The 21752-nt window shown below is 55.9% G+C and carries 19 protein-coding genes and 2 pseudogenes; 8 read left to right on the forward strand and 13 right to left on the reverse strand.

The window, feature by feature from the left end:
• Positions 1 to 80: 80 nt before the first annotated feature.
• The 4 genes from EL098_RS17415 to EL098_RS17430 form a co-directional block, all read right to left on the reverse strand.
• Positions 81 to 392, reverse strand: coding sequence for a PsiF family protein (locus EL098_RS17415; RefSeq protein WP_038475163.1), 312 nt, complete (start codon positions 390 to 392; stop codon positions 81 to 83).
• A 102-nt stretch (positions 393 to 494) separates the two neighbouring features.
• Positions 495 to 1913 (reverse strand): alkaline phosphatase, encoded by a 1419-nt coding sequence (gene phoA / locus EL098_RS17420; protein ID WP_126357355.1) that lies wholly within the window; start codon positions 1911 to 1913, stop codon positions 495 to 497.
• A gap of 94 nt (positions 1914 to 2007) precedes the next feature.
• Complete coding sequence (gene iraP / locus EL098_RS17425) at positions 2008 to 2268, reverse strand: anti-adapter protein IraP (protein WP_126357356.1); 261 nt, start codon at positions 2266 to 2268, stop codon at positions 2008 to 2010.
• Between the two features lie 274 nt (positions 2269 to 2542).
• Complete coding sequence (locus EL098_RS17430; protein ID WP_126358494.1) at positions 2543 to 3760, reverse strand: multidrug efflux MFS transporter; 1218 nt, start codon at positions 3758 to 3760, stop codon at positions 2543 to 2545.
• A gap of 229 nt (positions 3761 to 3989) precedes the next feature.
• Between EL098_RS17430 and ddlA the strand changes: the two genes are divergently transcribed.
• Positions 3990 to 5090 (forward strand): D-alanine--D-alanine ligase, encoded by a 1101-nt coding sequence (ddlA, locus tag EL098_RS17435; RefSeq protein WP_126357357.1) that lies wholly within the window; start codon positions 3990 to 3992, stop codon positions 5088 to 5090.
• A gap of 3 nt (positions 5091 to 5093) precedes the next feature.
• Here ddlA and EL098_RS17440 read toward each other — a convergent pair whose 3' ends face one another.
• Positions 5094 to 5306, reverse strand: a complete 213-nt coding sequence (locus EL098_RS17440) for a DUF2754 family protein (protein WP_126357358.1) — start codon at positions 5304 to 5306, stop codon at positions 5094 to 5096.
• 272 nt (positions 5307 to 5578) lie between these two features.
• Here EL098_RS17440 and EL098_RS17445 point away from each other — a divergent pair, with 272 nt between their 5' ends.
• Entirely contained in the window at positions 5579 to 5917 is a 339-nt protein-coding gene (locus EL098_RS17445; RefSeq protein ID WP_126357359.1) for a DUF2755 family protein, read from the forward strand.
• Between the two features lie 37 nt (positions 5918 to 5954).
• Here the strand turns inward: EL098_RS17445 and EL098_RS17450 are convergent, their stop codons facing one another.
• A complete protein-coding gene (locus tag EL098_RS17450; protein ID WP_408609136.1) occupies positions 5955 to 7037 on the reverse strand; it encodes a DUF1615 domain-containing protein in 1083 nt (360 codons plus the stop codon).
• A gap of 34 nt (positions 7038 to 7071) precedes the next feature.
• Complete coding sequence (locus tag EL098_RS17455) at positions 7072 to 7962, reverse strand: LysR substrate-binding domain-containing protein (RefSeq protein ID WP_126357361.1); 891 nt, start codon at positions 7960 to 7962, stop codon at positions 7072 to 7074.
• 103 nt (positions 7963 to 8065) lie between these two features.
• On the opposite strand from EL098_RS17455, the gene EL098_RS17460 reads away from it, so the two are divergent.
• The 4 genes from EL098_RS17460 to EL098_RS17475 all read left to right on the forward strand — a co-directional run bounded on the left by EL098_RS17460 (position 8066) and on the right by EL098_RS17475 (position 11942).
• Positions 8066 to 8650, forward strand: coding sequence for a nuclear transport factor 2 family protein (locus EL098_RS17460; RefSeq protein WP_126357362.1), 585 nt, complete (start codon positions 8066 to 8068; stop codon positions 8648 to 8650).
• Between the two features lie 86 nt (positions 8651 to 8736).
• The gene (locus tag EL098_RS17465; RefSeq protein ID WP_126357363.1) at positions 8737 to 9192 is read left to right on the forward strand and encodes a MarR family transcriptional regulator; all 456 of its coding nucleotides are present in this window, start codon (positions 8737 to 8739) and stop codon (positions 9190 to 9192) included.
• A gap of 25 nt (positions 9193 to 9217) precedes the next feature.
• A complete protein-coding gene (locus tag EL098_RS17470; RefSeq protein ID WP_126357364.1) occupies positions 9218 to 10396 on the forward strand; it encodes an HlyD family efflux transporter periplasmic adaptor subunit in 1179 nt (392 codons plus the stop codon).
• A 10-nt stretch (positions 10397 to 10406) separates the two neighbouring features.
• Positions 10407 to 11942: a DHA2 family efflux MFS transporter permease subunit gene (locus tag EL098_RS17475; protein ID WP_126357365.1), complete on the forward strand. Its 1536-nt coding sequence runs from the start codon at positions 10407 to 10409 to the stop codon at positions 11940 to 11942.
• Positions 11943 to 11985: 43 nt separating this feature from the next.
• Here EL098_RS17475 and sbmA read toward each other — a convergent pair whose 3' ends face one another.
• The 3 genes and pseudogenes from sbmA to lpxP all read right to left on the reverse strand — a co-directional run bounded on the left by sbmA (position 11986) and on the right by lpxP (position 14599).
• The gene (gene sbmA, locus EL098_RS17480; protein ID WP_126357366.1) at positions 11986 to 13203 is read right to left on the reverse strand and encodes a peptide antibiotic transporter SbmA; all 1218 of its coding nucleotides are present in this window, start codon (positions 13201 to 13203) and stop codon (positions 11986 to 11988) included.
• Between the two features lie 110 nt (positions 13204 to 13313).
• Positions 13314 to 13620: pseudogene (locus EL098_RS17485) on the reverse strand (hypothetical protein).
• A gap of 51 nt (positions 13621 to 13671) precedes the next feature.
• A pseudogene (lpxP, locus tag EL098_RS17490) lies at positions 13672 to 14599 on the reverse strand (kdo(2)-lipid IV(A) palmitoleoyltransferase).
• A 411-nt stretch (positions 14600 to 15010) separates the two neighbouring features.
• On the opposite strand from lpxP, the gene ampH reads away from it, so the two are divergent.
• A complete protein-coding gene (gene ampH / locus EL098_RS17495; protein ID WP_408609086.1) occupies positions 15011 to 16168 on the forward strand; it encodes a D-alanyl-D-alanine-carboxypeptidase/endopeptidase AmpH in 1158 nt (385 codons plus the stop codon).
• Between the two features lie 16 nt (positions 16169 to 16184).
• On the opposite strand, the gene EL098_RS17500 is transcribed toward ampH, so the two are convergent.
• From EL098_RS17500 to pheP, 3 genes are all read right to left on the reverse strand, one after another.
• Positions 16185 to 17207, reverse strand: a complete 1023-nt coding sequence (locus EL098_RS17500; RefSeq protein WP_126357367.1) for a sensor domain-containing diguanylate cyclase — start codon at positions 17205 to 17207, stop codon at positions 16185 to 16187.
• Positions 17208 to 17340: 133 nt separating this feature from the next.
• Positions 17341 to 18243 carry an EamA family transporter gene (locus EL098_RS17505; RefSeq protein WP_126357368.1) on the reverse strand — a complete coding sequence of 301 codons (903 nt, stop codon included), beginning with the start codon at positions 18241 to 18243 and terminating at the stop codon, positions 17341 to 17343.
• A gap of 140 nt (positions 18244 to 18383) precedes the next feature.
• Entirely contained in the window at positions 18384 to 19763 is a 1380-nt protein-coding gene (gene pheP / locus EL098_RS17510) for a phenylalanine transporter (RefSeq protein ID WP_126357369.1), read from the reverse strand.
• Between the two features lie 255 nt (positions 19764 to 20018).
• Between pheP and EL098_RS17515 the strand changes: the two genes are divergently transcribed.
• Positions 20019 to 21728, forward strand: coding sequence for an ABC transporter substrate-binding protein (locus tag EL098_RS17515; protein ID WP_408609087.1), 1710 nt, complete (start codon positions 20019 to 20021; stop codon positions 21726 to 21728).
• The last annotated feature ends 24 nt before the right edge of the window (positions 21729 to 21752 follow it).

Here is a 21752-nt window from a genome sequence, read left to right on the forward strand (position 1 = left end):
ATTGGATCGAGTACCGATCATCGGTTGTTCCTCTCTCCCTTATTAGGGAGAGGGCCGGGGTGAGGGTCATTCAAAACAACTTATTTTTTCTTCAGGCAGTTGCTCATAAAGGTTTTTCTGGCGTCGCCCTTCAGCGATTGCTTCGCGGCATCCGCATTACAGTCCTTCATTTTTTGCTGCTGAGGCGTCAGGGTTTTCCCTGCCGCCGCCGGCGCTTCCCCTTTCAGGCAGCTGCTCATGTAGCTCTTACGCTGGTCCCCTTTCAGAGACTGCGAGGCCGCCTGCTGATTACAGCTTGTCATACGCTGCTGCTGCGGGGTCATTGTTTTATCTGCCGCCGTTGCGGACCCAACCAGCCCTACCAGTAACACCGCTAATAATGAAAATTTCATACCTTATTCCTTTTTTATAGTGACGATTAAAGCCTGGCCTAAGGCAAAAAAAATGCGACGTTTCCGCCGCATTTTTTTCTCACCTGCTGCCCTGGTGCGCCTTTACTCCAGCGCCATTGCCGATTTCATGGTGTAGAACAGGTCGGTCTGGTCAGTCAGCCCCACCACGTTTGCCGCATGTGGACCATAGGCCGCCACGCGCAGCTGGGTGCCGGTATGCTCCTGGGATTCCCCCTCAGAGTTACCGTAGCTGATCACCATTACCGCGCCGTCTTTGGTCTTCAGCGCCTGGGTCAGGCCAGGAGCTTTGGTGTCCGGAGCCACAATCTGGCTGGAGTGGGCGTGATCCGCCGTGACGATAACCAGAGTGTTGCCATCTTTGCGCGCAAACTCCAGCGCTTTCTGCACGGCTTCGTCAAGATCGACCGTCTCGCCAATCTGTCCGCACGGGTTAGCGGCATGATCCTGTTTATCAATTGAGGCACCTTCGACCTGCAGGAAGAAGCCCTTTTCATTGCCTTTAAGCAGATCGATAGCTTTTTCGGTCATCTGCGCCAGGGTCGGTACGCTGGCATCGCGTTTTGGATTTGGCGTACAGGTGACGGCTGGCTGGTCAATATTGCCGTGATAGGATGCCTTCGGCCCTTCCCAGCGTACCGGCATATTACCGTCTGCAAACATGCCTATCAGCGGTTTCTGCTGGTTGGCGACGGTCACTGCTGCAAGGCCAGCCGCGCTGTCTACCCACTGGTAGCCGCGGGCATCTGCCTGCTCGCGCAGCGTTTTACCGTTCCACTCTCCGGCCTTCGCCACTTCGCTAAAGGTTTTAGCCCCGCCGCCCAGCGTTACGTCGGCTCGGGTATTCAGCAGCTGCTCGGTAATGGAACCTTTACCGCCGTTTTCCAGCGCGTTGGTTGCACATTTTTCGCTGGTCGCGCCCGGACCATAACATTTACGTCCGGTCACGTGGGAAACCAGCGCGGCAGGCGTTGCATCCTGAATTTCAGCCGTTGAAACGTTGCCCGTTGCCTTACCCGCGGCCTTTGCCAGCTCAAGGATGGTCAGGTGATCTTTTCCGTCAACGTCCACGCCGAGCGCGCCGTTATAGGTTTTTACCCCGGTACTCCACGCCGTCGCAGAGGCTGCCGAATCGGTTACGTAATCCGGTTTTTTCGTTTTCTTGTCTAAGGAATAGTGGGTGTATTGCCCGGTGAGCGGTAAAGCATCAATGCCGCGGAAGAAGCCGCCAGCCCCTTCGGCATAGTTTCTGGCTGCGGTTATTTCCGAGTCGCCCATTCCGTCGCCAATCAGCAGAATAATGTTTTTTGCCGTTTTATTGTTTAACGAGGCGCGAATAGCTTCGGTTTGATCGCCTGTAATACGACGTGCGCCGCCAGGCTGAGTTAAATCTCCCTGAGCGGCACGATGTTCCAGAGAAGGTAGCGATGTTTCTTGTGATTGTGATGGGGTGCTGACGAACAGCAATGGCAGCAGGCTGGCGATAATTACGCTCTGTTTCACTTTATTTTCTCCATGTAGTAACTACTGAATATAAATAAAAAACAGAGCGAGTATAAAAATGACTTATGACACTAATATGACAGCAAAATTTGATTCAACTACGAGGATGGATAAGCAGCTTTTTTAAATATTGACGGAGTAATTCGGTATCCTGGACGGGCACTGCAGCCTTTGGGGAGGCATCATCTAACGCCCCTTCAATACTGGCAACCAGCGCCGAACGCTCTCCCTGATCAAGCCGCCTCAATAAGGCCGTCACCACTATTTCCAGGGCCTCCACCTGAGCGACCAACTCTTTTGACTCTTCTTCCTTTTCGGCGAGTTTAACCAATAACTCTGCAATAAGATTTTTCATTTTCTCTGTCCCTGCGGGGTTAAGGCATGACGTTAACACTCAGATCCACCTGAGAGCAATATGCGGTGTTAAATATGTGCGTAACAGCAAATAGCGTCGATATTAAAACGATTCAGTCTGCAAATAAACCTGACAGAGAATTTTTCGCACTACAAAAAAAGAATAATGGAATATTATTCCCTGAAGCTCAGGCTGCGGGCGGCGAGAAAAATAAGTCGAAATCACTCTACATATTTTTCTCACTAATATAGCCAGCAGCCGAAAAAGCGGGCGCTTAAGTTTTTTTATCGGCCGTTTGCAGCCGCGCATTTTTCCGCTTCAGGGCAACGGCCAGCTGCCAGACGTTGAGCAACACAACCACCGCAGTTGCCGCAAAAACGTAACGAAAACCGGCGATTGCCGAAACGCCGGCCCCCATCAATGGCCCGGCCACATTCCCCAAATACATAAACGACTGGTTGTAACCGAAGATGCGTCCGGTCACCTGGTCGCTACAGTATTTCAGCAGCAGCGTTTGCACCGCCGGCAGCATCGCGCCGTCGGCAAAACCCAGCATAAAGCGTAAGATCCCGAGCTGAACTGGCGAGGTGACAAAGGACATTGCCAGGAATAACACCACGGCGCAGCACAGCGTGGCCATCAAAATACGCTCGGTCCCGATTCGATCCCCCAGTTTGCCCAGTTTTGGCGCAGCAAACAGCGCGGAAATCCCCGGCAGCGCGGCGATAAAGCCGCTCATAAAGGCGATGTTATTGCTGTCCGGAGCAAGCTGTTTGATAAACAGCGCCAGGATAGGCCCAATTGAACCGTTGCAAAGCTGGATCACCAGCGTGGTAAGAAACAGGCTTAAGATAAGCCAGGGATAGGGCAGCGTGGCAAACACCTCTTTTCCGGTGAGACGTTCATTCTTGCTGATTTTAGGGCGCGCACCTTCTTTAATCAGCAGCAGGGTCACCAGGAAACTGACCATAAGCAGCCCGGCGGTGGCAAAGAAAACCGGGCGTAGCCCCAAATGGTCGGCCATAAAGCCGCCCAGCAGGGGACCCACAATCACGCCGCTAATTTGCCCGGTAGAGAGCGTGCTAATGGCCCAGCCGCTCCGCTCGCGCGGCACCTGAGAGGCCACCAGCGCCATCGCATTAGGGATATAGCCTGACGTTAATCCCATTACCGCCCGCAGCAGGAAAAGCTGCCAGACGTTAGTGGCAAAAGCCTGCAGCAAAATCGCCACCGCCATGCCAAAAGAGGCGCGAAGCAGCATTAGTTTGCGCCCCTTGCGATCCGCCAGGCTGCCCCACATCGGCGAGACAATCGCCGAGACTAAAAACGTTACGCTGAAGGTGAGGCCGGACCAAAGAGAGAGCGCTTGATGGGAGGTCACGCCGAGTTGCTCAACGTAGAGCGGCAGAAAAGGCAAAATCTGGCTAATCGCAAGGCCGGTAAAGAAGCAGCCGAACCAGACCGAAATAAGGTTTACTTTCCAGGACTCCATAGCGCGTTTTTTCAAAGGGGATGCCCCAGTGCAGAACGATTTCTGCAAAGCTTATCACACTAATGAATATTGCCGTCAGCGCCCGTCGTTATCATGACGCCAGAGAAATGATTGTTTACTAAAGCACATATCCTGACCCGCCGGAGCTGTTGATGCAGGAACCACATGAATCCCCGTTATGAGCGTGCTATGTTGTCCACTTTCGTAAAGTGATGGGTGGATTAAAGGCATGGCAAAACTGCGGGTTGGTATCGTGTTTGGTGGGAAATCGGCAGAACACGAGGTGTCGCTGCAGTCGGCAAAAAATATCGTCGACGCCATTGATAAGTCGAAATTTGATGTTGTGCTGCTGGGCATTGATAAACAGGGCCAGTGGCACATCAACGATGCCTCCAGCTACCTGCTGAACGCCAATAACCCGGCGCTTATCGCCCTGAACCGGTCAGAGAAGAGCGTGGCGCTGGTTCCGGGTCAGACTGAACATCAGCTTATTGAACCCCGCAGCGCGGAACAGCTTTCGCAGATAGACGTGATTTTCCCTATTGTGCACGGCACGCTGGGTGAAGATGGCTCTTTGCAGGGGCTGCTGCGCGTTGCCAATCTGCCGTTTGTCGGTTCCGGCGTGCTGGGCTCGGCGGTGAGCATGGACAAAGACGTTGCCAAACGCCTGCTGCGCGATGCGGGCCTGAACGTCGCGCCGTTTATCACCCTGACGCGTGCTAACCGCACAAAAATCAGCTTCGCCGAGGTGGAAAAACAGCTCGGCCTGCCGCTGTTTGTCAAACCAGCCAACCAGGGCTCCTCGGTCGGCGTGAGCAAAGCCAACAACGAAGAGCAGTACCACGCAGCGGTAGCGCTCGCCTTTGAGTTTGACCATAAAGTGGTGGTGGAGACGGGTATTAAAGGCCGTGAAATCGAATGCGCCGTGCTCGGGAATGACTACCCGCAGGCCAGCACCTGCGGCGAAATCGTCGTCAACAGCGAGTTTTACTCCTACGACACCAAGTACATTGACGAGCAGGCTGCGAAGGTGGTCGTTCCGGCGGCGATTGATGCCGACGTTAACGACAAGATCCGTAAAATCGCGGTTCGCGCCTATCAGGCGCTGGAGTGCAGCGGCATGGCCCGCGTCGACGTCTTCCTGACAGAAAACAACGACGTGATCATCAACGAGATTAATACGCTGCCGGGCTTCACCAACATCAGTATGTATCCCAAGCTGTGGCAGGCCAGCGGCATCGGCTATCAGGAGCTGATTACCCGCCTGATTGAGCTTGCCCTTGAGCACCACCAGCAGGATTGCGCGCTGAAAAGCTCAATCACCTCGTAATCCTTAAGGCTCCGCCGTTTCCGACTCTTCCCGGGGACGGCGGATAATAAAGCCAGCAAGCCAGAAGCCAATCCCCCAGGTCACCAGCCCCACCGCATAGCTTTGCCAGCCCGTAGTTTCCAGCCCCAGCAGGCCCACCACACCGTTAAGAATAAAAATCAGCCCTATCGCCACCGCATAGTAGTGCCAGTCACGACGCATTTTCAGGGTTAACATTGCCGCCTCACGCATTCAAAAATAAGCCTGCCGCTATTGTTGCACATCGCGGCCAGGGAAACGCGCCGTGACCTCAGGCCTCGCCAGCATATTGTTAAGAAAATTTCCATTAAGTTACGGAAATGTGAAGTTGAGCAAATAATGCAAATTCCGGAGAATTCTGCCCCTTAAATTACCAGCAATCTGATATTGACAACGCCCGGGACCTGCCAGAATTCGCGTTATGGGGAGTCACATGTTTGATTCGCATTGCAATTTTACGGGAGGTCACGATGGCTGATGTTTCATTCTCGAAGGCCGTTATTCCGGCAACTCGGGTAATAATGACGACCAAAACGGAGGGGTCGGTGCCGGGCAACATTGCCTATGCGCTGTTCGTGCTGTTTTGCTTCTGGGTCGCCACCCAAATGCTGAATCTTATCGTCCAGGCTCCCGGCGTGCTGGAATATCTGGCTCAAAGCAACGATGCCAGCCGCCCGCGCATTGAGATGGGCCTTGCGGTCAGCACCGTGTTTGGGCTTATTCCTTTTCTTCTGGGCACGCTGGCTATTGGCATCGTCGCGCTGACGCTGCGCCTGCGCCATCGCCGTCACTCGGCCTGGTTTTACTGAGCCAAAGTGAACGCCCTGAATCTCCCCTCAGCGACGTTTAGCGCAGCATACAGCTGGCCCGTCTGTCGTCCACCCGCTTAGCAAACCAGGCTGTCGTCAGATTTCGGGTAATTTTGGGGCTTTCCAGCGTGATCCCCGGCAGCATCTCTCTGGGTAACGGTTGACCCGCCTTTTTCTCCGCTATCGCAAAGACCTGCTTGTAGAGGCTGGTTGTTTCAAACCCAATACTGTCACCCTTGTTCAGCGCCCGGCGAATTTCGCTGTCGCTCATGTCCAGCTGCCTTGAGAGTTTACGTACCGCCAGCTCGGTACTGCTCGGCTTATCGCTGGTATAGAGGATAAGGTCGCCGTCCAGCGCCAGCTTCACGCCGGTAGCGCGACTGACCGCGCTCTGAAAGGCGGCATTTCGGCTGGCGTACCAGCCCGCATTGTAGTCGGCAAAGCGATACAGGGGTTTGCTGTAGTTAGCCGGATAATTCAGCAGGTGATAGGTGCCAAACCATAACCCGCCGCGGCGAGTGAACACTTCCTGGCGAACGGTGCCTTCCATCTTCCACGGATAGCCGTCGGTGTGCTTCTCGGCAAAGGCCACGCTGACCTGCATCGTGCCGCCGGTTCTCACCGGGTTAAAGCTGCCGAACAGCTTCTGCCCCATCGGCACCATGGTCAGAAAATCATCAAAAATGGCGCTAAGCTGCCCTTCGGTTTTGACATTATCCAGCCTTTCGCTGTAGCTCTTGCCGTTGGGAGAGTTAATACGCAGCGCGGTATGCACCAGCAGCGGCGGAATGTGCATGCCCTCGGCGCGGCGGTCTATCTCTTTCCAGGCGATTTTGCTCAGCCCCGGCACGGCAGGATCGGCCTGCAAATTAGACTCCTGCAGCGCCACGGCCAGCACGGAGCAAATGTTCTCTTCGCTCTGCTCCAGGTTTTGGCTTTTTAGGGTCGTCAGCAGGTCTTTTGCCAGCCCGGCCCTGTCCTTTACGCCTTCGGGGATTTTCCGCTGGGCAACGGTTTCGATATCTATTGGCTTAGCTGCCGCGGTCGTTGTTGAGGTCGGCGTGCTGCCTTTGGTTGTACACCCAGTCAATACCAACAAGGCTCCCAGAGAGAGCGCCATCAATCCATGCTGCCTGTTCAATAAGACATCCTCATTACGTTTCGTTGTGATTATTTTTCAGGGCCAGACGAACCCAGGCCTTCACGGCCCCCTGAGTTTCATCGCGGCGACTTAACAATAGCAATTCAGCCGTCAGTCGCCGATCGGAAATTGGCTGATAAACCAGGTGCGGGATAGCCATGTGGGTAAAAGAATGCGGCAGCAGCGCAATGCCAAAACCAGAGGCCACCATTGCCAGCGCGCCAAGCGTGCTGGATGCGCGGTATAGCGGCGCGGGGGCTTCACTGCCCCACCGCTCCCGAACCAGCTCCAGCGCCTGGTCGCCCTCGCCGGCGGCGAACTGAATATGAGGAACCTGCGCCAGCATCTCAAGCGTGATCCGCTTTTCGGCCGCCAGCGGGCTGCCTTCTGCCACCGCGACCATCATCGGCCATTCCGCAATTTTTACCGCCTCAATATCTTCGGCAAGCTCGCCCATCAGCGGCGTGTAAGCCACGTCGACAGTCCGCTGCCTGAGCGCCTCACCGAGCGCGAGGGGTGACATTTCCTGAAGCTGAAGCTCAACCTCCGGCAGAAGCCGGCGGAAAGCGCGAACGTCGTTCATCAAGCAGCCGGAAACCACGGCGTTACCGGCAAAGCCAATTCTTACCAGGCCGGTTTCGCCCCGCAGCGCTCTCTGAACTATTTTTTTACCGTGCTCGGCCTGTTCAAGCGTGCGTCTCGCCTCCGGCAGCAGCAATCTTCCCGCTTCCGTTAGCTCGACCTTACGGCTGGTGCGCGTAAAGAGCGACCCGCCGACTTCGTCTTCCAGCGCGCGAATCTGCATACTTAGCGCGGGCTGGACAATGTGCAGCCGCGCGGCGGCCTGGCCAAAATGACCGGTTTCGGCCAGCGTCACGAAGTAGCGAAGGTGTCTTAATTCCATGCTCATTAGCCATCAGTTTTAATGATTGAATCATCATATCAATATATTTCATTTATCAATAACGCGGAGCAACAATGGCTTCTCACCTTTACAGGAGCCCTATATGAACAGTGACTATTTGCAGGATCGCCTCGCCATCAACGACTTAATCAACGGCTGGATGCACCGGGATCTTGCCCAGTGGGACAAGCTATCTGCGCTCTTCCACCCGGAAGGCACTATCGAAGTCACTTGGTTTGAGGGCCTTGCCAGCGAATTTATCAAAGGCTCAATGCGGATGGGCAAGTCCGACATCAGTACCAAACACCTGATTGGCACGCCGGTTGTCAGCTTCAATAGCACACAAGACAAGGCGATCTCTGAAACCAACGCCATGATTATTGGCCAAAACCACAGGTTAGAAATGGGCGCCACCTGCCATAACCGTTTCTATGACATGCTGGAAAAACGCCAGGGCGTCTGGCGAATTCTGCGCCGCCAGGTGGTTTATGATTTTGGCTCATTCGACTTCCCGTTTGGCCCGGTGGACATTGATAAAGAGGCGGCAAAACGCTACCCGGCAGCCTACGCTCCTCTCGCCTATCTGCTGGAAAAATCAGGCTTTCCTGTACAACGCGTGTTTGCAACGCAGGGCTCAGACCTCGAAATGGCGATGAAAAAAGAGGCCCAGTCCTGGCTGGTGGGCTGACAAAACGTGCTCTCATCCTGACATAACGTTGACAATTAGATGCCTGGTCAGTAATTTCTTTTGTAACTACTGACCAGGCAAATATCATGAGCAACTCTACGGATATCTCCCCCTTTCCCCTGCACCTTGGCCTGCTGATTCACCTGTCTAACCAGTTCAAAGACCAGCTTATCGGCCAGTATTTTGCACCGATAGGGATCACCGGCCCGCAATTTAAGGTTCTGATCAGTATCTATAAGGGCTTTAACAGCCCGGTTGAAGTCAGCAAAAATCTGGTCATGGATACCGGCGCCATGAGCCGTATGCTTGAGCGAATGGTGAAGCGAGATCTGATCGTGCGACATGTGAATCCCGAAGATAAACGCCAGGTGATCCTGGCGCTGACCGAAAAAGGGCAGCAGATATGCGAAAGTTTCCAGAACGAAGCGCTGGATTCGATCATCGGCATGCTCACCGAGCGCCTGACGCCTGAAGAATCACAGCAGCTTAACGACCTGCTGCTCAAAATGCTGCCGGATGAGATCACCGAGCGCCACCTTTAAGCTTTCTGATTAAGGCCATATATAAATGCAAACCTCTACTGAGCAGGTTGAGCGCATGCCGAGCAAGCGCAAGCGTAACTTTGCTATTTTTCTTATCATCCTGCTTCTGATTGGCGCGGGCTGCGTGGCGTGGTACATGCTCTACGCGCGCTATTACGAAACAACCGACGACGCCTACGTCAACGGCAACCAGGTCACGTTGACGCCGCAAATTGGCGGTACGGTGACTCAGGTCAGCGTCGACGAGGGGGACTACGTGGAAACGGGGCAGCCGCTGGTGCAGCTTGACCCAAGCGACACCGAAATCGCTCTCCAGCAGGCGGAGGCCAACCTGGCGAATACCGTGCGTCAGGTACGTGGACTTTACAGTACCGCGGATAACTACCGGGCTCAGGTTGCCGCTAAGCAGGTAGCGCTGCAGACCGCGCAAAGCGACTACGCCCGCCGCCAGAAAATTTTTGCGACCGGCGCCATTGCCGCTGAAGACCTGTCCCACTACCGCGATGCGGTCACCAGCGCGCAAAGCGATCTTGCCGCCGCCCAGCAGGCATTGCGCACTAACCTCGCGATGGTGGATGACACGGTTATCGACAGCCACCCGGAAATTAAAAGTGCCGTGGCCACGCTGCGCCAGCGCTTCCTCGACAACGCCCGCAGCACTATCGTCGCGCCGGTTAGCGGTTTCGTGGCTAAACGCGCCGTTCAGTTGGGGATGCGCGTCGATTCCGGCACCACCCTGCTGGCAATAGTGCCGCTGGACCAGGTGTGGGTTGACGCCAACTTCAAAGAGAGCCAGATGCAGGATATGCGTCTCGGGCAGAAGGTTACGCTGACCGCCGATCTCTACGGCGACGACGTGAAGTACCAGGGCACCATTGAAAGCCTCGGCATCGGCACAGGCAGCGCCTTCTCGCTGTTACCGGCCCAGAACGCCAGCGGCAACTGGATCAAAATCGTTCAGCGCCTGCCGGTCCGTATTAAGCTGGATCCGCATGACATGCAGAAACACCCGCTTCGCGTAGGGCTGTCGATGTTCGCTCGCGTGGATATCCGCAATGCTGACGGCCACCTGCTGCCGCAAAAAACCGTCGCCGCACCACGCTTCAGCACCGACGTTTATCAGAACGCGCTGGACAACGCCGACAAACTGGTCAAGAAAATCCTTCATGACAACAGCCAGCCGGTAGCGTCAGCCAACCGCTAAGAGAGTCGTTATGCAAGATAAGGCGGCGTTTACGCCCCCCAGCCTGCTGCTGGCGACGATTGCGCTGTCGCTGGCCACCTTTATGCAGGTGCTGGACTCCACCATCGCTAACGTGGCGCTGCCGACGATAGCCGGTAACCTCGGCGTCAGCGCTGACCAGGGCACCTGGGTTATCACCTCGTTTGCGGTGTGTAACGCCATTGCCCTGCCGCTGACCGGCTGGTTTACCCGCCGCTTCGGACAGCTCAAGCTGTTCGTGGGTTCCGTGGCGCTGTTCACCCTCACCTCGTTCCTCTGCGGCTTTGCCCACAGCATGACCGAGCTGATTATCTTCCGCGCGCTGCAGGGCTTTTTCGCCGGACCGATGTTTCCGATGTGCCAGACGCTGTTGCTGATTATCTTCCCCTCCAGCAAACGAAGTATGGCGCTGGCGCTGCTGTCGATGGTGACGGTTGTCGCGCCGATTGTTGGCCCCATTACCGGCGGCTGGATCACCGATAACTATTCCTGGCCGTGGATCTTCTACATCAACGTGCCGATCGGGATCTTTGCCGCCATCGTGGTGTGGACGCAGCTGCGCGAGCGCGAAGAGACCACCACCATCGCCCCTATCGACTACATCGGTATTGCGCTGCTGGTGCTCGGCGTCGGGCTGCTTCAGGTTGTGCTGGATAAAGGGAACGATCTTGACTGGTTCGCCTCGCCGGAAATCATCACCATGTCGGTTATCTCCGCGGTTGCGCTGGTGTCGTTTGTCATCTGGGAACTGGGAGAGCGCCACCCGATCGTCAATCTGCGGCTGTTCGCCGACCGCAACTTTGCCATCGGCACATTGTCCCTGACGCTAGGCTATGCGGCGTTCTTCGCCATCAACATTATTCTGCCGCAGTGGCTGCAAACCCAGATGGGCTATACCGCTATCTGGGCCGGGCTTGCCGCGGCGCCGATGGGCGTGCTGCCGCTATTGCTTACGCCGATTGTCGGGCGCTACGCCAGCCAGGTTGATATGCGCCTGCTGGCCACGCTGTCGTTCCTGACCATGGGCGCATCGTGCCTGCTGCGCGCGCAGTTTAATACCAGCGTGGATTTTCGCACCATCGCCGAGGTGCAGCTGTTCATGGGGATTGGCGTGGCATTCTTCTTCATGCCGATAACCACTATTGTGCTGTCGAACCTGCACGGCGTTGAGGTCGCAGAGGGCTCTGGCCTGGCAACCTTCTTCCGCGTGCTCGGCGGCTCCTTTGCTTCTTCCCTGACCACCTGGATTTGGTCACGCCGCGAGGTTTACCATCACGCGAACCTCACGGAGAGCGTGTCGGCCTATAACCCTTCGGCGGTGGATTATCTGCATAAGATGGGCGGCGCCACGCAGCAGCATCTCGCCGTGGTGGATAAAACCATTGAGCAACAGGCCTATATGATGTCGACCATCGACTACTTCTGGCTGCTGGGCTGGGGCTTTATGGCGCTGATTCTGGTGATTTGGTTTGCCCGTCCGCCGTTTGTGCGGGCTGGCGCACCGGGTGCCCCTTCCGCAGGGCACTGATCAAAAAAAGGGATGACAGCTTGTCATCCCTTTTCTTTTTGCCTCAGACGGCCTCTTCGGTACCCGGCACCGGTACATCCTGCAGCGTTCGTTCAAAGCTGCGCAGACGTTTGTAGATAGACATCAGCTCGACCAGCGTGGTCCAGGAGCTGATCAGGTACTGGAACGAGCCGCGCACCTGGCCAAAGGCGTTGGTTATCTGCTGCATCAGCCCCAGAGTAATCGCGCCTGCGGCAATCGAAGGGAACAGCAGGAACAGGCCAAACACGTTGTCTATCTGCAGGTAAAGAATGCGCACGATATTAAAATAGGTGTAATGGAAATAGAGGCGGAAGTAGTTATGTCGAACGTCGCCAAATAGCGCTTTCACCGTCGGCGGCGTCGCCCGGCTCCCGTCGTCTTCCCCGTAAACCAGCTCTTTACGGTAAGCAGCCTCAACTTTCTGGTTATTAAACTGCAGCCCCGGCAGTTTTATCCCCACCGCAGCCAGCAGGCCGGTTCCCATCAGCGACCAGATAATCGCCGCAATCACCAGCCCGTAAGGCACCGCGCCAACAATCGGCAACTCCTTAACGTGCGGAGACAACGCCACCAGAATCGGCAGGAAGGCAATCAGCGTCATGACCGACTGCAGCAGGCTCACGCCCATATCCTCAAGCGTTGAGGCAAAGCGCATGGTGTCTTCCTGCACACGCTGGGCCGCCCCTTCGATATGGCGCAGCTTCTGCCAGTTTTCCATATAGTAGTCGTTCATCGCGGTACGCCAGCGGAACACGTAGTGGCTGATAAAGAAGCTATTCAGCACACCGACGGTAACATAAATCAGCGCAATACCGAGAAAGACGCCGGTTTCGCTATAGAATCGCTGCAGCGGGACTTTGTTCGGGGAAGCTAACGCGGTCTGGATAAGGTCAAAGAACGGCGCATACCACGCGTTAATCGCCACGCCCAGTTCGACCATAAACCAGGTCACAAAAACAATCAGCGAGGAGCCAAGAATCGACCAGCGCTGCCACGGATGTGGGCTCACCAACGCCCATACCCCGGCAAACAGGCCAACGCAGACAGCGTAAAAAGCATAGAAAACAAAGGCTTTTAGCGTCCAGAAACGGGCTGCGCTAATGGGTATTTGCTGGCTGGCGCCCGCGAGGTTTTCTAACCACAGGCCGCCGCCGGCCTGCCAGAATAACACTGCGAGCAGTCCCCATATTGCCGCCGAAATAAAAAACAGCTTCGGTGACGGGAAGAAAGATTTAAACATTACAGCACTCCTGATACGACTTTTTGTTGTTATATCTGCTGGTTATAGCGAACGTTCTACGATAATGCTTGCTGAATGTTGTATCAAAGAGTGAGAGCGGCTTACATCATTTAGCTCCAGCCTTCCAGAATAGCCGCCGTGGTTTTCACTGCCAGGGTATTGCCCGGAATCGACAGGTTAGCCCATACCTCATTATGGTGCTGAATCAACGCCTCGGCGCTCACCGCTGCGCGGTCTGCCGTGGTATGAGCATCGCTGGCCGTTTTGACCACATACAGCGCCCCTTTGGGGCAATGCAGTTCGGGAATAATGTCAAAGGCTTCGCTGCCTGGCGGCGGTTTGCTCACGTGCATGACGGGGAAACGCTAAGACGCCGTTTTGCATATCGATAACCATCACAACGCGTGGTGCAGGCATGCTGACTCTCCTCAGATAAGAAGAAAAAAGCGTAGCATACCTGCCAGAGGATTAAATCGTGTAGAGCCCGGCATGGCCAAAAGGCCGGGTTTTAAAGCGGCGATGCAGCCACAGATACTGCTCCGGTGCGCGCATGATCTCGTGCTCAATCTTGCGGTTCATATAGGCCGCGGCGGCCTGCTCATCTTCGCCCGGGTAGTCACAAAACTCAGGCTCAATCACCAGCTGGTAGCCCGTTCCCCCGGTTTTGCGGATCAGGACGGTCGTCAGGATGGCGGGTTTTTGCCAGGCGAGCAATGGTAAATGTCCCGTTGGTTGTCGCCGCCTCCTGAACGGCAAAGAAGGGCGCAAAAGAGCTGCCTTTCGGGCCGTAATCCTGGTCCGGGGCGAACCACACGGCCTCACCGGATTTCAGCGCCTTCACCATCCCTTTCAGGTTGCGCCTGTCGAGCATCGCTTTATTGGAACGCGAACGCCCACGGGTCTGCACGTACTCCATCACCTTGTTGTTATGAGGACGGTACATCGCCATCATCGGGCGACACAATCCCATCACGCGTCCCCCCAGCTCAAGCGACATAAAGTGCACGCCGATGACCATCACACCTTTGCCTTTTTCGCAGGCGGTGTTGATGTGCTCGAGGCCGCGGACCTCAAACCACTTGCGAACCCGCGCATCTGACCAGAACCAGGCCATGCCGGTCTCGATGAGCCCCATCCCGAGCGAACCAAAATTTTTGCGGACGATGAGATCAATCTGCGCGTCGCTGTAGTGCGGGAAGCAAAGGCGGAGATTCTGGCGAGCAATGGTGACCCGACGCTTGAGGAAACGCATGGAAAAACGACCAATAAGATCGCCCATCCTCATCAATACCGGGTAAGGGAGCTGGACCCACAGCCAGAGTATCCCCAGTCCGAACCAGGTAAACCAATAGCGAGGGTGCAAAAGACATTTAAAAAACAGTGGTTTATTAGACATATCAACTTCTTTATGCGAGAGGGTTGTGTATCGCATAAAGAACTCAGTCAGTCGCGGTACGCCTTGGGTCATTACTAAGATTCCGGGAGGGAGAAATAGTTGCAGACAAGCAATAAATATCCGGCAGGATAATACGCACTTTTTGTCAAAACAGCGCAGAAAAATTGTCTGTTCTGAACGCCTTTCAGAGCATTTATTGCACCCTTCGGGTTATACACGTGGCGCTGATTAATAAATAGCCGAAAAGTGTGTCATTACGCGTCAGCTGACAAACTTTTATTCAACCCGCGGGGGATGTAATGCACGTTTACGCTTTTCCGGCGACAAATGCTGAATTGACGCTTTGCATAAGGGCGCAGAGTAGTATAAATACCTGCAATACCGCTTTGTTTTTCTAACTGGATTTTTGCGTTGAAAACTCGTCTTCCTCGTCTTCTTATGCTGGCCGCAGCCCTGCTTCCGGCGCTCAGTTTTGCGCAACCGTCACCGTCGCCGGAATTTGCCGCCGACGTTGTTGACCGCTACGCAAACCATATTTACTACGGCAGCGGTGCGACCGGAATGGCCATCGTCGTGATCGATGGAAACCAGCGGGTGTTTCGCAGCTTCGGTGAGACCAGACCGGGCAACAACGTTCGCCCGCAGCTGGATTCGGTGATTCGTATCGCCTCGCTGACCAAGCTGATGACCAGCGAAATGCTGGTCAAAATGCTCGACCAGGGGAAAGTCCAGCTTAACGATCCCCTCAGCAAATATGCGCCGCCGGGTGCCCGGGTGCCGACCTTTAACGGCCAGCCGATCACGCTGATTAACCTGGCAACCCACACCAGCTCCCTGCCGCGCGAACAGCCCGGCGGCGCTGCACACCGCACGGTCTTCACCTGGCCTACGCGGGATCAGCGCTGGAACTGGCTCTCGCAGGCCACGCTTAAGGCCGCGCCGGGCACCGTCGCCGCCTATTCAAACCTGGCCTTTGACCTGCTGGCCGATGCGCTGTCTCGTGCAACCGGCAGGCCCTATGCAGATTTATTCGATGAGCAAATTGCCCGCCCGCTGGGCATGAAAGATACGACCTTTACCCCCTCGCCAGACCAGTGCAAACGCCTGATGATCGCCGAAAAAGGGGCCAGCCCGTGCGATAACACGCTGGCTGCCGTCGGCAGCGGTGGCGTCTACTCCACGCCGGGCGATATGATGCGCTGGATGCAGCAGTTCCTCTCTTCCGACTTCCATCGTCGCGGCGACCAGGCCGACAGAATGCAAACCCTGATTTATCAGCGTAGCCAGCTGCATAAAGTGATTGGCATGGACGTGCCGGGAAAAGCTGATGCCCTGGGCATGGGCTGGGTCTGGATGTCGCCGAAAGAGGGTCGTCCGGGCATTATTCAGAAAACGGGCGGCGGCGGCGGTTTCATCACCTATATGGCGATGGTGCCGCAGAAGAACGTAGGTGTATTTGTCGTGGTCACCCGCTCGCCGCTCACCCGCTTTGTCAACATGAGCGACGGCGTAAACGATTTGGTCACCGAGCTAAGCGGCAGTGCGGTAGAGGTAACGCCGGCGTCCTGACGGCTGAGCGCGGCGGTTAGCTTACCGCCGCGCCGTTTTTACGGCGTTTCTTATCGACATACATCAGCGTATCGGCCTCCCGCAGCGCGCCGTCAGGCGTTGTCGTAGCAGGATTAATGGCAACCACGCCGATGCTTGGCCCTTCGTAGTCAATCACGCAGGATTTAAGCTGATACTTCCCGCTGAGCAGCGCTGAGAGCCGGGTGCGGAAGGCGGTTGCCGCACGCAGCGCCTCGCTGTACTCAGCGGGCCCGCCTCCGGCGACGATAAACTCATCCCCGCCGAGACGCCCCACCACCTCATCACCTCTGGCTTCCTCTTTGAGCCGTTTACCCACAGCGCAAAGAAAATCATCCCCGGTTTCATGGCCGTGCACGTCGTTTATCTGCTTAAATCCATCCAGGTCGGCGAAGGCTACCAGCACGTAGCGGGCGTCGTCTTTGGCGCGGGAGAACAGGCGGGGAAGCTGATCGAAGACCGCCCGGCGATTGGGAAGGCCGGTTAACTCATCAGTGTAGCTGGCGGCGGTCAACGCGACGTTTGCCTGCTGAAGCTTTTTCATCAGTTGCTCATTCTGGATCTGCTGAGCAATCAGCTGAGAAAAGAGCTGCAGAACCTGTTCACTGTGGTCGGTGAGTATGCGCTGCTCGGAGCTGGCGGCACACAGCGTGCCGTAAAGCGAGCCATCGGCGAGGGTCACGGGCGTGCTGACGTAAGTCACAATGCCCAGCGCCTTAGCCGCCTCAGAGTCGCCCCAGACGCTTGCGACATTACAGGTATAACGTCGACCTTCGTCTAAAGCGCGCTTGCACAGCGTGTCTTCCCAGGGAACGGTGAGTCCTTCGGGAATATTCATCGTCTTAGTATTGCGGGAAAAAACAATCTGCTGCTGGCTGCCCTCGGCGTCGATGCGGGTCAGGTAGGTGGACTCCATGTTAGTCACCAGCTCAAGCATCTCCAGCAGCTGTCTCACCAAACCTTCAAGGGTATATTCGGCGTCTAAGGCGGTGGAAATACGCTCAATTAGATTATCAATCATCACGCTGAAATACCTTTGTCGGAGGTGCAGACTTTCGCCCGGAGGGCACCTTTTACCATAGTATAGTGGGTAATTACTTCCCCCCAAAATATGATATTTCCGGTGGTAATTAAACCTTGCAAAATGTAAATCATTAGCGTGAATGCAGCCTGCCCCGGGAATCGAGAGAGATAAGGACGACAGAAAAAATAATCAACAGCGACCCGAGCCAGTCCGGCAGCGTAAAGCTAATACCCAGAAGCAGTACAGACAAAAGCGCGCTGCTCAACGGCTCCGCACAGCTAAGAATACTGGCCTTTGGCCCGCCAATCATTTGTGCGCCGGTCAGGTAGAGGCTGAAGGTGATCGCCGTGCCCACGATGACCAGGTAGAAGAAGGCCAGCAGCGTGCCGCCGGTCGCGGTAAAGCTGCCGATCTGGCTGGCGTAAAACGGCAGTAAAGCCGCGCCACCCAGCAGCATACTCCAGCCCACTACGGGTAACGTGCCGTAGCGCGCGATCAGCTTCGACGGCCAGGTCGTATAGAATGCAGCGGCGAACGCGGAGGCAATCCCCCAGAACAGCGCGCTGCCCGAAATAGTAATCGACGCCGGATTGCCGTGGGTCACCAGCACAAAGGTGCCGATGAGTGAAGTGCCAATCGCGGCATACACCAGCTTGCCGGAGCGCTTTTTACGCACGAAGGCAAACCAGGCGACGATAATGGTTGGCGAGAGGAATTGCAGGACCGTCGCGGTCGCGGCGTTAGAGTGCTCGATGGTTAACAGAAAGGTCAACTGCACCGTGAGGGCACCGCAAAGCGTAAAGATCAGCAGAGAAATCAGGTCGTCGCGCTGCTTAAACACGGCGAAGATCTTGTCCCCGTGCATAAACGACAGCATTAGCAGAATGAGGCCAGAAAACAGCAGCCGCAGCATGGTCAGCGACGCCGAGGAAATATGGCTCTGCTCCATAATGTACTGGGCGCACACCCCTGAACTTCCCCACAGTACCGCCGCAAACAACACATACAGCATTCCTTTCCGACTAACGCTCATTGCCCTGCCCTTTTAAACATCCGCTTCGTTTAGAGTTAGGGCAGCATAATAGCGTAATTTCTGAAGGTCAGGATACCGGGCATCGCTGGCGGCAACGCCCGGTTTAGCAAAATCAACTGCTGTTAAGCTTTTTCCACGGTTTAAGCTCTACGACGCAGCAGCTTAAAGGCAGCGAACAGGAACACGATCCACACCGGCAACAGCAGCGCGGAGAGGCGCATCCCGTCGATCGTGCACATCAGCCCCAGCACCATCATCATAAAGGCAATGCACAGGTAGTTGCCGAACGGGTACAGCAGCGCCTTGAAGCTGGTTTCATGCCCCTTGCTGCGCATGGCGCGGCGGAACTTGAGGTGCGCCAGCGAGATCATAATCCAGTTCAGCAGCAGCGTCGCCACCACCAGCGCCATCAGCAGGCCAAAGGCCTCATGCGGCAGCAGATAGTTGAGGACGACAACCAGCGAAGTAATCGCCCCGGACAGCAGCAGCGAGTTCACCGGCACGCCGCCACGGCTGATCTTCGCCAGGAATTTAGGCGCATTGCGCTGCACGGACAGGCCAAAAAGCATGCGGCTGTTAGAATAAACGCCGCTGTTATAGACCGACAGCGAAGCCACCAGAATGACGAAGTTGAGCGCAGAGGCGACTATGTTGCTGTTCAGCTCGTGGAAAATCATCACGAACGGGCTGCTGTTAGACTTAATTTCCAGCCACGGGTAAAGCGACAGCAGCACCACCAGCGAACCAATGTAGAACAGCAGAATGCGGTACACCACCTGGTTAACCGCCTTCGGGATCGTGGTTTGCGGTGAGCGCGCTTCCGCCGCGGTAATGCCGATAAGCTCCAGTCCGCCAAACGAGAACATGATCACCGCCAGCGACAGAATTAACCCGTGCCAGCCGGTGGCGAGGAAGCCGCCGTGCTGCCAGAGGTTGCTGACGCTCGCACGTTCGCCGCCGTGGCCAGAGGCCAGCAGCCAGATGCCGAAGGCAATCATGCCGACAATCGCCAGCACCTTAATAAGCGCAAACCAGAACTCCATCTCGCCGTAAAGGCGCACGTTCACCAGATTTGCGGCGTTAATTACCACAAAGAACAGAGCGACCCAGGTCCAGGTCGGCACTTCCGGGAACCAGTACTGCATATAAATGCCGCCTGCGGTCAGCTCGGCCATGCCGACCAGCACAAACATCACCCAGTAGTTCCAGCCGGACAGGAACCCGGCGAACGGCCCCCAGTATTTATAAGCAAAATGGGAAAATGAACCTGAGACGGGCTCTTCAACAACCATCTCACCAAGCTGGCGCATGATCAGGAACGCAATGATTCCCGCCACGCCGTAGCCCAGAAGCACGGCGGGGCCGGCCATCTGAATCGCCGGGCCAATGCCGAGAAAAAGTCCGGTGCCGATAGCGCCGCCCAGCGCAATCAGCTGAATATGGCGGTTCTGCAAGCCGCGCTGTAGTTGATGGCCATCCTCAGGCCCCGCATCCTCAGATGCGACTGACGTGTTTTTCACGCCCTGCTCCTTTGTGATTTGTCAAAGGGGCACCTTTTAACACCTGAAGCGAAGAGTGGCAAGGAATGGTTACACTTTGAAAACGCCCGTTCAGGAGCGTAATGCTGGCTCCTGCATTGAGATCGGCCTCGTCTTTTCGTCAGCCCAAAGGAACAAATGGCTATAAGCCATAGCATTTCGTTGTTAGACAGTGACAATCCCGGCTTTTATCTTTCGTCATGATTTGTAAATTTTACAGCAAAAAATCTTGAGGGAATGCTATTGGCCAGGTTACTTGACGCATTACAAACAAAACCCACGCGCTTTCGCCTGGCCTTACGGGCAGCCCTGATTAGCAGCGTGGTGGTTTTCTCCGGCGCGGCGGCAGCCGACGAAATCTTAAAGGAAGGCATCACGCCGGCCACCGACGCAAGCCAGATCCCAGCCACCGCTAAGCTGCGCAAAGACACGGTGGTGGCCGGAATTTCTGAGCCGCAGGGTATCTTTAACCCCTATTTCTTCGTTAACGGCTGGGATGAAAACGTCACCAACGTCATCTTCTCGCGACTGATTGACTGGGACAGCCACGGTAACCTGGTGCCGGGCCTCGCCGAAAGCTGGAAAGTCAGCCCGGACGGCAAGGTCTACACCATCAAACTGCGCCCTGGCCTGACCTTTAGCGACGGCTCCCCGCTGACCGCCGAAGATGTCGCGTTCACGCTCACCGTGTTGTATGACCCGAAATATGACGGCGATACCGACATTACGCTTGCCAACGTCGCCGGCGGCGCGGATTACAAAGCCGGTAAAGCCGACAGCGTCAGCGGCCTGAAGGTTATCGATCCGCTCACGCTGCAGGTCACCACCACGCAGCCGGGGGCCACTACGCTCGGCAAGATTGGCGGCCCGGTGCTGTCGAAGGCGTACTACGGCAAAGGCTACCAGCGCGGCAACCTGGATTACCTGCGCACCCTGCACGGCAAACCGCTTGGCAATGGCCCATACGTTTATGAGAAGTACATTCCGGGCCAGGAAATCCGCTTCCACGCCAACACCCATTTCTACCGCGGCACGCCGCCAACGCCGCGCTTTATCTACCGCGTAACTAACCCGTCCACTAACTTCCAGCTGTTCCAGACCGGCGAGACGGATTACGACTCATTTACTTCACGTCCGGACGATATCGAACAGCTGAAACTGCTGGGCTTCGCCAATATCAACCTGTATGGCTCCAGCGACTACAGCAAGGTTGAGTTCAACGTTCGCCGCCCGGCGCTGCGGGATGTAAAAGTGCGCCAGGCGCTGATCTACGGCCTGGATCGCCAGAAGCTGATCGACGTGGTTTACCAGGGCTACGGCACCGTGGCTAACGAACCGATCTCGCCGATCTCCTGGGCCTATAATGCGGAAGGCGTGAACCCGTATAAATACGATCCGGCGCAGGCGAAAAAGCTGCTGGACGACGCGGGCTGGAAACCGGGCCCCGACGGCATCCGCGTGAAGGACGGCAAACGTCTGGAGCTGACGCTGCTGGTCAGCAAAAAGGTGCTGAACGACGCGCTGATCCCTATCGCCAAAGAGAACTGGCAGCAGATCGGCGTGCTGCTTAAGCCGCAGGTCGTCGACTTCAATGCCCTGATGGCGCAGCGCAAAGCGGGCAACTACGATCTGGCCTCCTTCAGCACCAGCACGCTGAACGATCCGCACGACGGCGTCTGGGATTATTACAGCACCGAAGCCAAAGAGTCCGGCTATAACAATCCGCAGGTGGACAAGCTGATCAACGAGGGCAACGCCACGCTCGATGAAGAGAAGCGCAAGACCATCTACCACGAGCTGTATAAAGTGCTGGCTGCGGATCCCCCGGTGATTCTGCTCGGCAACCGCAAAATTCTGTCCGCCAGCAGCGCCCGCGTCACCGGCTTTAAGCCAGACGTGTACAACGGCCTGACCGGCAGCCTGCCGGATGTGAAAATCGTTAAGTAACGCAGTAAACCTCGCCGCCACCCT

It is taken from the genome of Cedecea lapagei, from assembly GCF_900635955.1.
Lineage (GTDB): Bacteria > Pseudomonadota > Gammaproteobacteria > Enterobacterales > Enterobacteriaceae > Cedecea > Cedecea lapagei.